This window comes from Vibrio salinus (assembly GCF_021272385.1).
Classification (GTDB): domain Bacteria; phylum Pseudomonadota; class Gammaproteobacteria; order Enterobacterales; family Vibrionaceae; genus Vibrio; species Vibrio salinus.
The window spans coordinates 1,370,850-1,384,724 of record NZ_JAJSDZ010000010.1; the positions used below are offsets into that span (position 1 = coordinate 1,370,850).

Annotated in this window: 11 protein-coding genes; 4 read left to right on the forward strand and 7 right to left on the reverse strand. The window is 41.6% G+C overall.

Annotated features, from left to right (window positions below; translation table 11 throughout):
• The first annotated feature begins 4 nt into the window (after positions 1-4).
• A complete protein-coding gene (gene crdB / locus LRQ06_RS19735) occupies positions 5-2,425 on the forward strand; it encodes a flavocytochrome c (RefSeq protein ID WP_232768754.1) in 2,421 nt (806 codons plus the stop codon).
• 381 nt (positions 2,426-2,806) lie between these two features.
• Here the strand turns inward: crdB and LRQ06_RS19740 are convergent, their stop codons facing one another.
• The 3 genes from LRQ06_RS19740 to LRQ06_RS19750 form a co-directional block, all read right to left on the reverse strand.
• On the reverse strand, positions 2,807-3,007 hold the full coding sequence (locus tag LRQ06_RS19740; protein WP_232768755.1) for a hypothetical protein: 201 nt from the start codon (positions 3,005-3,007) through the stop codon (positions 2,807-2,809).
• 531 nt (positions 3,008-3,538) lie between these two features.
• Positions 3,539-3,751 carry a transcription antiterminator/RNA stability regulator CspE gene (cspE, locus tag LRQ06_RS19745; protein ID WP_232768756.1) on the reverse strand — a complete coding sequence of 71 codons (213 nt, stop codon included), beginning with the start codon at positions 3,749-3,751 and terminating at the stop codon, positions 3,539-3,541.
• Positions 3,752-4,150: 399 nt separating this feature from the next.
• A complete protein-coding gene (locus tag LRQ06_RS19750) occupies positions 4,151-4,303 on the reverse strand; it encodes a hypothetical protein (RefSeq protein WP_232768757.1) in 153 nt (50 codons plus the stop codon).
• Positions 4,304-4,710: 407 nt separating this feature from the next.
• Between LRQ06_RS19750 and LRQ06_RS19755 the strand changes: the two genes are divergently transcribed.
• Together LRQ06_RS19755 and LRQ06_RS19760 are read left to right on the forward strand one after the other, a co-directional pair.
• Positions 4,711-5,631, forward strand: a complete 921-nt coding sequence (locus LRQ06_RS19755) for a LysR family transcriptional regulator (RefSeq protein WP_232768758.1) — start codon at positions 4,711-4,713, stop codon at positions 5,629-5,631.
• A 116-nt stretch (positions 5,632-5,747) separates the two neighbouring features.
• Complete coding sequence (locus tag LRQ06_RS19760; RefSeq protein WP_232768759.1) at positions 5,748-6,359, forward strand: LysE family translocator; 612 nt, start codon at positions 5,748-5,750, stop codon at positions 6,357-6,359.
• Positions 6,360-6,585: 226 nt separating this feature from the next.
• On the opposite strand, the gene LRQ06_RS19765 is transcribed toward LRQ06_RS19760, so the two are convergent.
• The 3 genes from LRQ06_RS19765 to LRQ06_RS19775 all read right to left on the reverse strand — a co-directional run bounded on the left by LRQ06_RS19765 (position 6,586) and on the right by LRQ06_RS19775 (position 10,673).
• Positions 6,586-7,833, reverse strand: coding sequence for a hypothetical protein (locus LRQ06_RS19765; protein ID WP_232768760.1), 1,248 nt, complete (start codon positions 7,831-7,833; stop codon positions 6,586-6,588).
• A gap of 258 nt (positions 7,834-8,091) precedes the next feature.
• Positions 8,092-9,342, reverse strand: coding sequence for a DEAD/DEAH box helicase (locus tag LRQ06_RS19770; RefSeq protein WP_232768761.1), 1,251 nt, complete (start codon positions 9,340-9,342; stop codon positions 8,092-8,094).
• A 92-nt stretch (positions 9,343-9,434) separates the two neighbouring features.
• Positions 9,435-10,673 carry a multidrug effflux MFS transporter gene (locus LRQ06_RS19775; protein WP_232768762.1) on the reverse strand — a complete coding sequence of 413 codons (1,239 nt, stop codon included), beginning with the start codon at positions 10,671-10,673 and terminating at the stop codon, positions 9,435-9,437.
• A 201-nt stretch (positions 10,674-10,874) separates the two neighbouring features.
• Between LRQ06_RS19775 and LRQ06_RS19780 the strand changes: the two genes are divergently transcribed.
• Positions 10,875-11,726, forward strand: coding sequence for a helix-turn-helix transcriptional regulator (locus LRQ06_RS19780; RefSeq protein WP_232768763.1), 852 nt, complete (start codon positions 10,875-10,877; stop codon positions 11,724-11,726).
• A 64-nt stretch (positions 11,727-11,790) separates the two neighbouring features.
• Here the strand turns inward: LRQ06_RS19780 and LRQ06_RS19785 are convergent, their stop codons facing one another.
• The gene (locus LRQ06_RS19785) at positions 11,791-13,869 is read right to left on the reverse strand and encodes a TonB-dependent siderophore receptor (RefSeq protein WP_232768764.1); all 2,079 of its coding nucleotides are present in this window, start codon (positions 13,867-13,869) and stop codon (positions 11,791-11,793) included.
• Positions 13,870-13,875: the final 6 nt, after the last annotated feature.

A 13,875-nucleotide genomic window follows, 5' to 3' on the forward strand; every position in this document is an offset into this window, starting at 1 on the left:
AGAAATGAAATTTACAGCAATCGTCGGAACCACGTCTCCAAAGTCTTACAACCGAAAACTGCTTCAGTTTATGCAAGCGCATTTTAAAGACAAGGCTGAAATTGAACTGTTAGAAATCAACGAAGTTCCGATGTTTAATCAGGACAACCCATCTAACAATCCACAACTATTGTCAATTAACGAAAAAATAGAAGCAAGTGACGGTGTCATTATTGCTACGCCAGAATATAACCACTCAATACCATCCAGTCTGAAAAGTGTGCTTGAATGGCTAAGCTATGAGCTTCATCCTCTGGATGGGAAACCCGTTATGATTCTGGGGGCTTCTATTGATTCTCAGGGTTCTTCACGAGCACAGCTACACCTTCGTCAGATATTGGATGCTCCGGGGGTGAATGCTAACGTCATGCCTGGCTACGAATTCTTGCTGGGCAATGCCCACAAAGCCTTTGATGAAAATGATCAACTAAACAGTGAAAGCACTATCGACTTTTTGGAAATCTGCTTCTTGAGATTTATGCGTTTTGCTAAGATTTCCAACCAGTTAAATGAAGAAGAAGATTTCTCATTTGCACCAGGTACCTATGAAGTGGATGCAATCGGTCATGGTGGTGCTCTGCCAATGAAAGTTGCCTTCAGCGAGAAGAAAATTGAAAGCATCGATATCGATACCGCTGGTGAGACAGAAGGTCTGGCAGATGTTGTTTTTGTCCGCATCCCCGATAAAATCATCGAAGGTCAAACTCTGAATGTTGACGCACTGTCTGGCGCATCAGAAACCAGTAATGCGGTTCTTAATGGTGTGGCTAAGGCGGTGAAATTAGCGGGGGTTAACCCTGACATTTTAAGAAAACGTCCTAAACCCGCAAGCAGCCTGAATAAAGGTGACGAAGAGTACACTTGTGATGTCGTTGTTATTGGCGGCGGCGGCGCTGGATTAAGTGCTGCGGCAACCGTTCTTCAGCAAGGTAAGAGCGCCATTGTCCTCGAAAAATACCCGGCAGTAGGTGGTAACACGATTCGTACCGGTGGGCCAATCAATGCGGCAGACCCGGAATGGCAACATACTTTCGATGAAAACCCGGGGGAACGCCATACAATCGAGGCTTTGGTGAGCAAAGATGAGAGCGAGATTCACGAAGAATACCGTGCAGATTTCCGTGCTCTGAAAGATGAATTCGCGAACTATCAGGCTGAGTTTGGCGAAAGAAAAGGCTATCTGTTTGATTCTCCTCTGCTTCACAGAATGCAAACTTACTTCGGCGGCAAACGTACTGACCTTCAGGGAAATAAAATCTATGGCCAGTACGATCTGGTTAAGATCTTAACCGACCATGCTTTAGAGAGTGTTCAATGGCTTGAAGATATCGGTGTGGAATACGACAAATCCATCGTGTTTGCACCGGTTGGTGCCTTATGGCGTCGTGGTCATAAACCCGTTAAAAAATACGGTACTGCTTTCATTCTTGCCTTGAGTGAATACATTGAAAAAATGAACGGCACCATAATTACTGACAGCCCGGCCAAAGAGTTCCTCATCGAAGACGGCGAAATAAAAGGCATGATCGCAACCGGTGAGAATGGTCAGAAAATTACAGTACATGCTAAAGCGGTAGTGCTGGCAAGTGGCGGTTTTGGTGCGAACACCAAGATGTTACAACAGTACAACACCTACTGGAGCAACATCGCAGATGACATCAAAACAACCAACTCTTACGCAATGACCGGTGACGGTATTCTTCTTGGTCAATCAGTCGGTGCTGGTTTGACTGGCATGGGCTTCACTCAGATGATGCCGGTCGCTGACCCGAACACGGGTGAGCTGTTCAGTGGCCTTCAGGTACCGCCGGAAAACTTCGTGATTGTGAACAAACAGGGTGAACGTTTTATTAATGAGTTTGCAGGTCGTGATGTATTGACGAAAGCCGCACTGGCAGAAGGCGGACTTTTTTATCTGATTGCTGATGATGAAATTAAGAAAACAGCGGCAAACACCAGTCAGGAGAAAATTGATCGCCAGGTAGAAGCTGGCACGTTATTCAGAGCAGATACGCTTGAAGAGTTAGCCATTCAAGCCGGTATGGATCCAGCGGTACTTGTTGATACGGTGAACAAATACAACAGCTATGTTGAAGCCGGTGAAGATCCTGAATTCCACAAGGATACATTTAGCCTGAAAGTGGAAAAAGCCCCTTTCTACGCGACACCTCGTCAACCGGCCGTTCACCATACGATGGGTGGGCTTAAAATTGACACCGCCACACGCGTTCTGGATGAAAACAACCAGCCAATCAAGCATCTTTATGCCGCAGGTGAAGTCGCAGGTGGTATCCATGCAGGTAACCGTCTGGGGGGTAATGCCCTGGCAGACATCTTTACGTTTGGCCGTATTGCAGGTAAAACCGCAATGACAGAAATGGACTAAAACACGATAAACCGAGAGACTGCCTGAATTGGGTTAGTCTCTCGTCATCGCAATTTGTACCATTTACTCTTACCCCATTCCGATTAATTTCAAATTAAGAATGCTAATTTTTTGATTCCTTCATGCGGTTTCTGATACACACAACTTAACTCAAAAATGGACAAAAGTTTGTTAGAACTGTAGCACTAACCTGACTTGAACAGATTAGGAAAAATATTTTGAACACCTTCCATGTTGACCTCCCATCCGTGTTAAAGGATATGGTAAACATCACTGTGGGCTGGTAGCCACATTTACAAAAAATGGCTGATAGAGAAGATAACTATTAATTAATATATTTTGGGAATCTTAGATAAAACAAATGGAAATCATTGCAGCTTTTTAATTTTTATTGATATATCGTTCAGCATTGGCAAATAGTTTATCGCATATTTTTTTCTGATTTATATACTCTGAAGTACCTTCTGCCATAGATTCAAGAACTTCTTTAGCTTCTTGATATTCTTTGACCATAACAGTAAATCGCTCTTCAAAATTGTTTTTTTGTATTTTTTTACTCGATTTTCTTACTGGTTTTCTCATATTGATCTTTGCCTTATAAATCCCAAAGTTTTCTATGTTCTCGTTCCAACAAAATGTTTTCGATTTTTTTTCTTATCTTATGAATGCTATCAGAGCTTTCATCTGTACTAGGTTCCACGACTTTGGCAGTCTTGGATTTAGAACTCGTTGATGTTTTTTTCAAAGCTCAATCTCCTTCTCTAATTTGAATATGCCCCCGTCAAAAAAACTCCCTATGGAATCTTTAATTTCACCAAGATTTTCCAATTCAAAAAATGCTGAGATAAAAGATGCAGGTATTTAATCTAGGAAGAATATAACGTTTTAATACATCGCTATTTAACTGATGTATGACGGCAGACTAAGAAGTCATTACCATGATGAAGGCTATATTTTATTATGAACAATTAATCTTTTGTTCTTTAACTATTCTCTGCTCGCGCAGAACATAATACCAATATGTCTTTCGATTAGTTTTTTTAGTCATCGGACTCCTTATTAAGTTGTAAAGTAAAAGCTTTCTCCATATAGGAAAAAGCTTTCTGAAAATATTTATACTAGAGTAACGTTGCCTGCTTGTGGGCCCTTGTTACCTGGTTCTACGTTAAAGGCGACTTTTTGGCCTTCAGCTAATGTTTTGAAACCTTCGCTAGCGATTGATCTGAAGTGAACAAATAAATCTGCACCACCGTTATCAGGTGTGATAAATCCAAAGCCTTTTGTTTCGTTAAACCATTTTACTGAACCAGTTACTTTATTTGACATATATATCTCGATACATTGATTAAATTAAAAAGAAAGCTACTAAATAAGGAATGAAGAAAAAGGTATCGCAGGATAAATATGACGAATTAAATCGAAAAAAAACTGAGAAGTACTTGAACTAAATATTTTATCAATAGCTCACTGTTAGAGCTGTCAGTACTATACACGATATACACATAATAGATACTTATTTTTTTATAAATTATTATTACCTATTAAATCATATAATTAATAATTAAATTTTCATCAAAGGTAACGTTATAGCCCGATTCAAACCGAACGTATCAGTAGAATAAATATTGCAAAACTGATATTCGATATGAATACGATGCCTACTTTCTAACTTCGAATGGGGCAGTTCTGTGCCAGCCGTAGAAATCAACTGGTACATTGTAATACTTATTTCCCTTTTGATGGTGCGTTACCACGACCACCTCCAGAAGGATTCCCAGAGGTACTTGGCCAATTACCACCCGGACCTGGATGACTGGATGGCCCTCTGCCTCCGCTTTTACCACCGCTTCCACCTTTTGAACTACCACCTTTTGTCATAATGACCTCCTTACTAAAGCGAAGTAATGTAGATTGTAGCTATATTTAAATTGCCAATTACATATACAATCTAGGTCATATATGTGTATTAAACAAATTAGGTCAAAAAAATTCAGAATAAAGTTTATGGGAAAGCCAGAACTAAACTGGAATGGGGCAGATTCGTGTCAGCTAAGATCTCGCTGACACGCTGATGGACAATTTAGTGATAGGAACTTTACTAAATTAGCGAGCAATAAATTACTTTTTGTATAGGAAAATTGCTTACCAACATGCCTTAAACTACTGATTCAGATCTCTTTCAACACTAAAAGTTTATTTACATGATAACATCAGGATCGGCTGTATAAGGTCAGTAGTACATTATTCATAAGGCATAAAAAATTAGGATATTTGAGCACCCAATTATGTTTCAAAATACCAATCTAAATTTATTGAAATCACTCCATATACTCTTACAAGAAGCCCATGTAAGTAATGCAGCAAAGCGGCTTCACATATCCCAATCAGCAGTTAGTAGACAGTTAGCTCAGTTAAGGGAAATGTGTAACGACGACTTACTAGTACGCAGTTCAAATTATTATGTTCTGACTCCTAAAGCCGAAATACTTAAAGCAAAATTAGACTCGTTCTTGGGAGATTTTGAACACTTATTGTCTGACATAACATTTGAACCTGAAAATTGGTCAGGAGAATTGATCATTTCATCCAGTGATTATGTTGCCCAATATGTCTTACCCAGCATTTGCTCTAGACTCAATTTATTAGCTCCACAGCTGAAAATCAATTACCAGCTATGGAATCCGGTAAATATTGAGCGATTGCACGAGTTAGGTATCGATATTGCGTCAACAATGCTTCCAGAAAAGCCCCATGGAGTATCGAGTCTATTCATAGGAAGTGACTATTCTGTTCTTGTAATGCGCAAAAAGCATCCATTGTCGAGTAAGAAGAATATAAGTGTTAATGAGCTACTATCATATCCCTATATAAAAATTACAGGTGGAGCAGATAAAGACTCAATTGTTGATCAGCAGTTAAGCTTATTGAACCATCATCGGGAAATTTATCTTCAGGTACCATTTTTTACTGCAGCTGTCAGTCGATTGGTACAAACTGATGCTTTAATGGTTGTTCCACTGCACATAGCTAAAAACCTATCAAAGTTCTGGTCTATAACGCATAAAAACCTCCCCTTTGATATGGGAATCAATAAATATTGGCTAATTTGGCATCCAAAATTTGATAATGACGTCAGCCACAAATGGGTAAGGGAACAAATTGTACTTTCAATGCAAGATAACGAAAATTCTATCCATCTATCGTGATATCTCCAAACTGTTCAAATTAACAACATTATTACCATAGATCATACTAATCATGATTAATTATGATTTCCCTACATGCTCTGGTTCCATTATCCTCACCAAAAAAGGGAAAAATCATGACATTAACATTCTTTGGTACCTTATTGAGTATTTGTTTACTCGGTGCAATGTCTCCGGGTCCTAGCCTTGCTGTTGTAGCCAGGCATTCACTTTCCGGGGGACGTTTATACGGAGTAACAACTGCATGGTCACACTCATTAGGTATATTCGTTTACGCAATATTGACAATTAGTGGCTTATCAATAGTGCTTGAACATTCATCTTTAGTGTTTAAATTAATAACTTATCTAGGCGCCATTTATTTAGCTTATTTAGGTACTCGTTCTTTTCTATCGAAAGGGGGAATAGAGGACAAACTTAAGTCTGGAGAAAAAGGTAGCATCCTTGAAGCGATAAGAGATGGGCTTGCTATATCAATTTTGAATCCGAAAATAGCACTGTTTTTCATTGCATTATTCAGTCAATTTATTGGAGTATCTCAAACAATACAAGATAAGGCGATAATTTCAGTTATTCCTCCCTTACTAGATGGCCTTTGGTATACATTGATAGCGATTATTCTTTCAAATAGAACGGTGATCGATAGAATACGAGCTAAAGCATCTCTGATTGATAAAATCTCAGGCATAATTCTATTATCATTAGCAATTAAAGTTATATTTGTCTAATTGTGGGTTCTGATTCATGGCTCGATGAATAACAACTTTAAGTGAACATTCAGGCAAAAGTCGTATGGCTATCAAAAATGTATAGAAAATTTGCGAAGATATCTACCGGAGTAATTCTCTATTAAATTGCTATGGAACAAATCGTTTTCTTCAATAAGAAGCGGTTCACATAATCTCTGCCAAGTGTGATGACAGAGATTACAAAGAGTCCTACATCTGTTTGGCTTTATGCCCAGAAATATGCGTAGCCGTTATCACTCGCACCGAAGATGGCATTGCCATTCGCGCTGATAGACATCGGCCAGTTCATCTGATCTGTTTTATAGGACCAAAGCAGAGGATTACTATTATCGTTAACCTTAAACAAGTAGAAATCACCGGCTGATTCATCTTTATCACTTTTAGAACCCGGCTGACCATCAGTGGCAGTAACGTATTCAGCATTCCTATCCATATTAACTCCAGGATTAACACCATAGGTAATATCGTGCTGCCAGCATGGAGTCGGCATACTACCCTCGGGCGAGCTGGCCTGACACTGCATAGTATACAAACGCCCTCCGGCATTCTCACTATGCAGGTTCACTCCTAAAGTGAAGTAAACCACCTCGTCTTTCCGACCGATGGCAACCGCATAAGAAAGGCTGACATCCTTATCATCAGGGGTAAATGTCCAAACAGGTAACGAACCACTTTTAACATTAGCAGAAAACGCAAAAAGCTGACCGCTGTGTGTCGATGCAGCCCACCAGCTACTATCACTGCACAAAGCCACTCGCTGAATTCCCACATCAGCCTGATAAAGTGCAGTTTGTGTAAGGGTTTGGTTCGCTGTGCTGTAAGTCAGGACCTGACCGGTATACCCATTATCTTTGTTTTCATCGTAATTGGTCGTACCGACTACTGCATGACACCCGTCAGCAGATAGCTGACACGACTGACCGTACTGTGAACCCAGGTCTTCCACAGCGACTCGCTCAAAATCGCCTCCAACCTTCTGACAAAGGATAACTTCACTCCCTGCCACGGCAACAAGTGTTGAACCATCGTCTGACATCGCAACCTGGTTGACCCTGCTAGCACAACTCAGCGCTAAAAGGTTTTCTCCGGTACTCATATCATAGATATTCAAAAAGCCATTGTCGGTACTCTCTGAGTCATCTCTAGCTATCAACCTAACAGCCTTTTTCGTACCTGACGTCTGTGTTTTCTTTATCCCTCCCGCAGCACCATACTGGCCATTGGCACTGACAGCAACCCAGAACACGCCCTGATACACTTCGGAGTCCGTAATCGGTTTGCTCCACAAAAGGTTCTTATTACTGTCATAGCAATAAACGGCAAACTGACCTGAATCGTATTCCCGGGAAGTACCAAGTAAACAGACACTGCCATCAGCACTGATGGCCGTCGAATTAATCTGGTAGCCGGTCTGAGGTTCAACGAACCAAATGGGATTGGATGCAATATTCATAAGAGCGATTTCCTTATCATGATAGTAAAGTCCAAGGCATGTACAGCATTAACAAATTAGGCTGATAACTCATTTTCTTCCCGTCCGGAAATGACAGCCAATAGGTGCTATTCAATCTGTTAACTTGTTTATGTAATTGATTATACAAAAATGCATCTTATTGCAACTTTTATTATTAAGGTGTAAACGAAAATGTTCCCGAAAATCTAAGGCATTAAAATAGCAAATTCGCGAACCCTCTCTCCCATCAACTGCATTCTACTGATTGCGCTTTTTCTTCTTTTTACCCGTACCGGCAGGCTTTGCACGTGGTTTCATCGGTGCAAAGTAGGCTTCGCTTTGATCATCTTCCACTTCAAAACCCTCAATCTGCTCACGCTCAAGCCGGAACTTATTTTTCTTCTCGATCACTTTAAAGTGGTGATAGTCATCGTAATCGATAAGCGATAACCCAAGGCCGACTTCGCCCGCACGACCACTACGCCCGATTCGGTGCATATAGTCAGCAGGACTTCGTGGAAGGTCAAAGTTAATAACCACCGGTAGTTTTTCGATATCAAGACCACGAGCGGCGATATCGGTAGCTATAAGTACTTGAATCTCACCAGACTTAAACCCTTCAAGCACACGAGTACGAGCCCCCTGCCCCTTATCACCATGAAAAACCTCTGCCGTGATGCCGCGTTTTGACAGTTTTTGAGCCAAATGGTTACAGGCATTCTTGGCATTAACAAAAATCAGAGTCTGTCTCCACTGATGCTGTTTGATGAGGTGTGCAAGTACTGCCGTCTTCTGACCTTTGTTGACACTAAACACTCGCTGTACCAACGTGCTGGCTTCCGCATTTTGTAACTGGACTTCAACGGGATCGTGCAGCAAGTCTTTAGCTAAGCTCGTAACTTTTTCAGGGAAGGTGGCAGAAAACAGCAGTGTCTGCTTCTTCTCAGGTAGTAGTGCAAGAATCTTATTGAGTTCGTCTGTAAATCCGAGGCTCAACATACGGTCGGCTTCATCGAGGACGAGTGTCTTTACCTGGTCCAACCTGATGGCGTTGCCAGATACCAAATCAAGTAATCGGCCCGGAGTTGCGACAATGACGTCACTACCACCACGAAGAGCCTGCATTTGAGGATTCACCGATACGCCACCAAATACTGCAACCGTTTTGATCTTATCTCTAAGATGGTACGAGTAGGATTTAATGTTGTAAGCCACCTGTGATGCCAACTCACGAGTTGGAACCAAAATCAGATGAGACACGAAGTTGCCACGACGATTAGGTGTTATATCTTGCTGGTAGATCTTCTGCAAAATTGGCAATGCAAACGCGGCGGTTTTACCAGAACCGGTGTTAGCCCCACCAACAATATCCCGCCCCTCAAGTACATAAGGAATAGTATGAGATTGAATTGGAGTCGGTTGACTATATTCCAGGGATTCTAATCGCTCGACTATGGTTGGAATCAAACCAAGATCGATAAATGTCACTTGCTGTGTGTTATCTGTCATTACGATGAGTGGCTCAGTGCTAAATAAAGGCCGTGTATCTTATGCTATTTGCCGCAAAGATGTTAGTTATAATGAACTAAACAAAATATTAACTATTGTCGACTATTATACCAAGAATGTTTAGATCTTCCCGTAGCGACAGAAATTTCAGGCGCAGAGGTACTTGCAGACATGGGAAGCAGGAGTGTTACAACACTGGCAATAGTGAAAAGCAGCATTATCCATGACATCGTCCACGGCGTACCATCATAAAAAAACGCGAGTAAAAGCGTAGAGATAATACCACTCCCGTACTGTAATGAACCAATCAATGCCGATGCCGAACCGGCCAATGACGGTACCGCATCTAGGGCGGCCGTGGTTGAGTTTGCCGCAATCACACCATTCATCGAGAAAAATAAAAAGACTGTTATGACAACCGCAATGATGCCCCCAAGTTGTAACTTCACACAACATGCCAATGTCAGGGTAGCAAGCGCCGATATGATCACGGCAAATTTAAGTAATTTTTCCAGCGGAAAATGCAGAACAAGACGTCGGTTTATCAGGCTTACCCCCATAACACCAACGATATTAAGGGCAAACAGCCAGCCATAATACTGAGGCGCAACACCAAAAAAATCGATGTAAACAAATGGAGACCCCGTCATAAAGGCATACGCAGCAACATAGAAAAACGTTAAGCATAGTGTATAGCGCATAAACAGACGATTACGGAGCAAAGCTAAATAGTTGCGAAAAGCGCCCGGCAAAGAGGCTTTTACACGTTCCTCCTGTGGCAACGTTTCCGGTAAAGTAAATAATGAAAGAAACATGAATAAACCTATCACCACCAATAACCAGAAAACCGTGTGCCAGCTCGAGACCTTAATAATTTGCCCCCCAACTAAAGGGCCGGCAATTGGCGCAATGGCCATAATGAAAAGTAATGTTGATAGCATTTGAGCAGAACGGATACGGGTAAATGAGTCCCGGATCATCGCTCGTGCCAGCATTGGACCGGTACAAGCTCCAAATGCCTGAAATACCCGCCAGAACACCATTTGCTGGATATCTGCCGACAATGCACATCCGGCAGAGCCGACGATAAACATAGCCATACCGATAAACAGAGGAATACGGCGCCCCAGAGCGTCACTGACTGGTCCCCAAACCAATTGAGCCAATGCAAAGCCAATAAGAAAACCCGTGACCGTTAATTCAACATCACCCTTTAACTCAGTTGCCATCATCGGCATAGCCGGCAGATAAATATCTGTCGACAACGACGCAAAAGCCATTAGTGTACTAAGAATCGCCAGAAATAGCGGACCATGTAATTTGTTATTCATAACCCTGTTTAACCTCAACTCATATGACTGATTTCATTTCTGAAAAAAGTACTAATACGTCGTTACCGGTACTTAGCTGTGTGCAGGATAACTGAGTACTTCTATATCAACGACTTAAATAAACATAGACATTATGAGTGGTGTTCAATATTGTACAAGGAAGCGGTTATATACGTATAAATTGTATAGGGTAACGAATTAATGCATTGTGATAATCTAAAGCTATTGGGTGATTTTTTACGCGCAAAAAGAGAACGTATACAACCTGAAATGATTGGGTTACCAAGACTCAAGAGGACCCGTTCAAAAGGATTAAGGAGAGATGACGTCGCGTATCATTCGGGCATCAGTACCATTTGGTATAGTAAAATTGAACGCGGACAAGTCTCAGGGATTTCGACTCAGGTTCTTGCCGATATTGCTGAAACGCTTCAGCTAACCAAATCCGAATATAACTACATCTGCAATTTGGCTTCTTCCATTCCGGAAATCACCGTTAATTCTCCTCGTAATAAAATTTCCGACCATACCTTTCAACTGCTGTCACAAATCAATCCACTCCCGGCATTACTACAGAATGACTATCTGGATATCATCGCCTGTAATGAATCGTTTAGCCTCATGATCGGTTTTCCTATGGAAACTCTCCCCCCGGACGAAAGAAATTATCTTCATTTAACGATTATGAATCCGGACTGGCAACAATTCCTGCTCATTGACAATGAAGATAAACTGAAAATACAGATATCCCGGATGGCCGGTTTTCTCAGAAATACATTAGCAAGTCGTTCAAATGATAAAATTCTGAAACAAAAGATCGACAGTTTTGTCGAATTATCCCCTACGTTTAAGCAAGCCTGGCAAAACAATTCGGTTCTGCAACCGGAGGAAATTTCGTACATACATAAACACGCGTCATTAGGGAAAATAACATTAGACAAACAGATATGGTGGAACGTGAATGGGGATTCGAACAGCCGGTTAAATATTTATCATCCTCAGAATGAAACGGATAAACAACGGTTATCTGATGTACTAAAAACTCTCGTTTAATATTATCAAAGAAGACGACCCAGCTGGCTCGTCTTCTTGCTTATGAAAATGAAACAGAGTCAATTCAGAAATTCCAACTAACGCTGGCGACAGCATTAAGTGGCGCAGCATAGTATGATTGCCCCCAACGTGTACTGGTAAGGTATTTTTTATCTGTTACATTATTGATATTCAAAGATGCCTTAATATCATCGGTAATATCATAACTGGTCATCACACCAACCACACCATAAGCACCTTGTCGTAGATAATCATTTGTTGAACTATATACTCCATCCTGCCAATGGTATGTCGCCCCGACTTTCCATTCTGGTATTGCATCAAATCGGTATGTTCCGGACACTTTAACCAGATTTCTCGGAGTATAAGTCAGAGCCCGGGAACCATCCGGATCTTCAGCATCGGTATAAGTATAACCGGCCTGAACCTGAAGTCCTTTAATCACTTCCCCTGCGACTTCCGCTTCTACACCTTTGCTGGTAATACCATCTTCTCCGGTATAATAAGTCGTACCACCATTTGTACCAGCAACGGCGGCAACATTATCCTGACTGGCTCTGAACAATGCCAGAGATGCATAAGCCTTATCGTTAGCAAAATTCGATTTCGCACCAATTTCGATACTATTTCCCTGAATGGGATCAAGAACCTGTCCGCTTTCGTCGAATTTATTTTGCGGTTCATATACTTTTGAATAGCTGGTATACAGCATGACATCATTAACAACTTCATAAGTGATACCACCGTAAGGGACAAACTGATAATCAAAATCAGACGATTTATTGGTACCATATGCAAGTCCGGCGATACTGGCCGCCGTCATCCGGCCACCGATTAACATAGAAAGCTTATCGGTAATGCTTAATCTTGTAGCGGCAAAAGCCCCCCTCTGATACTGGTCATAGTTACTACCGTCAAATGATTGATTCAATGCCGGCTCTGAATAGCTCCCACTTAGCACTTCACTCAGTGAAATCGAATCAAAGGTCGGGCCATAGCCTGACAAATCCCAGACAGCAGAATGAAACCACTGATATCCAAATGTGGCTTCATGTTGACGACCGAGCAATTCATAATTTCCTGATAGTTGGACATCAAACAAGGTTTGATCAACATCATTGTCATACGCAGATGAATAAGCCCTTAATCCGGAACTTTCGTAGATATACAGCAGCTTACTATCGCCCTTAATTTTGGTGTAATTCAAGCGTGTTTTAGCTGTCCAGCCATTTGAGAAATGGTGTTCAAGTTCGGCAAACGCATTTTTATTATGAGTATTCCAGTATGCCCAATCCGCAGAGGTACTGGCGGAAACATCAAAGCCCGAACGATCTTCACTAAAAGGTAAGGCTCCCCACATAGGGCTTTTCGCTTTATTTGTCGCATCCGAATAACCGACAGTGACAGTCGAACGGTCAGTTATATCCCAGTCAACGATGCCATAAAAAACATACTTTTCTTTTCCATACCGATCAAGATAGGAATTTTTATCCCCATATACTCCAACCATTCTGCCCCGGACCGTCCCCTCATCATTCAAGGCCCCGGATATATCACCTTCGACCCGACGCTTATCCCAGGAACCAACCGTTCCTTTTAACTTCCCCTGAAAATCCCGGGTTGGCCGCTTTCGGACTAAATTGACCGTAGCGGATGGCATTCCGGACGCGGAAGTCAGCCCATTGGCACCACGAACAACTTCTACCCGATCATAAATCGCTGTATCAACATCACCTAACTGAAGCCCCCACACTGAAGGAATTCCGGTTCCGTCCAACTGAAAGTTGGTAATATCAAAACCTCGTGCACTGTAATAAGTCCGGTCGGTTTCTACCCGTTCAACATTCACCCCCGTAGCCATATCAAGTGCATCTTTAAGATCTTCAACGGCAAAGTCATCCATTTGTTCACTGGAAATAACCGTTAATCCCTGAGGCGTTTCCAATGCATTTAACGATAATCCGGTAGCTGATGATGTTTCTTCAGGCTTATACGAAGAATTCATTTCCGTTTTACTGGCAGTCACTTCAATCACATCATCCACGGAATTCTGATCCGTTTCTGAATGAGCAACTGAAGAAAATGAACTCCCGGCTAATCCCATCAAAACAGCCATATTGAGAGGCTTGAGACGAATAAACATAACTAA

Coding starts and splice junctions, on each gene's coding strand:
- crdB (WP_232768754.1), top strand. CDS start 5: ATGAAATTTACAGCAATCGTCGGAACCACGTCTCCAAAGTCTTACAAC.
- LRQ06_RS19740 (WP_232768755.1), bottom strand. CDS start 3,007: ATGAGAAAACCAGTAAGAAAATCGAGTAAAAAAATACAAAAAAACAAT.
- cspE (WP_232768756.1), bottom strand. CDS start 3,751: ATGTCAAATAAAGTAACTGGTTCAGTAAAATGGTTTAACGAAACAAAA.
- LRQ06_RS19750 (WP_232768757.1), bottom strand. CDS start 4,303: ATGACAAAAGGTGGTAGTTCAAAAGGTGGAAGCGGTGGTAAAAGCGGA.
- LRQ06_RS19755 (WP_232768758.1), top strand. CDS start 4,711: ATGTTTCAAAATACCAATCTAAATTTATTGAAATCACTCCATATACTC.
- LRQ06_RS19760 (WP_232768759.1), top strand. CDS start 5,748: ATGACATTAACATTCTTTGGTACCTTATTGAGTATTTGTTTACTCGGT.
- LRQ06_RS19765 (WP_232768760.1), bottom strand. CDS start 7,833: ATGAATATTGCATCCAATCCCATTTGGTTCGTTGAACCTCAGACCGGC.
- LRQ06_RS19770 (WP_232768761.1), bottom strand. CDS start 9,342: ATGACAGATAACACACAGCAAGTGACATTTATCGATCTTGGTTTGATT.
- LRQ06_RS19775 (WP_232768762.1), bottom strand. CDS start 10,673: ATGAATAACAAATTACATGGTCCGCTATTTCTGGCGATTCTTAGTACA.
- LRQ06_RS19780 (WP_232768763.1), top strand. CDS start 10,875: ATGCATTGTGATAATCTAAAGCTATTGGGTGATTTTTTACGCGCAAAA.
- LRQ06_RS19785 (WP_232768764.1), bottom strand. CDS start 13,869: ATGTTTATTCGTCTCAAGCCTCTCAATATGGCTGTTTTGATGGGATTA.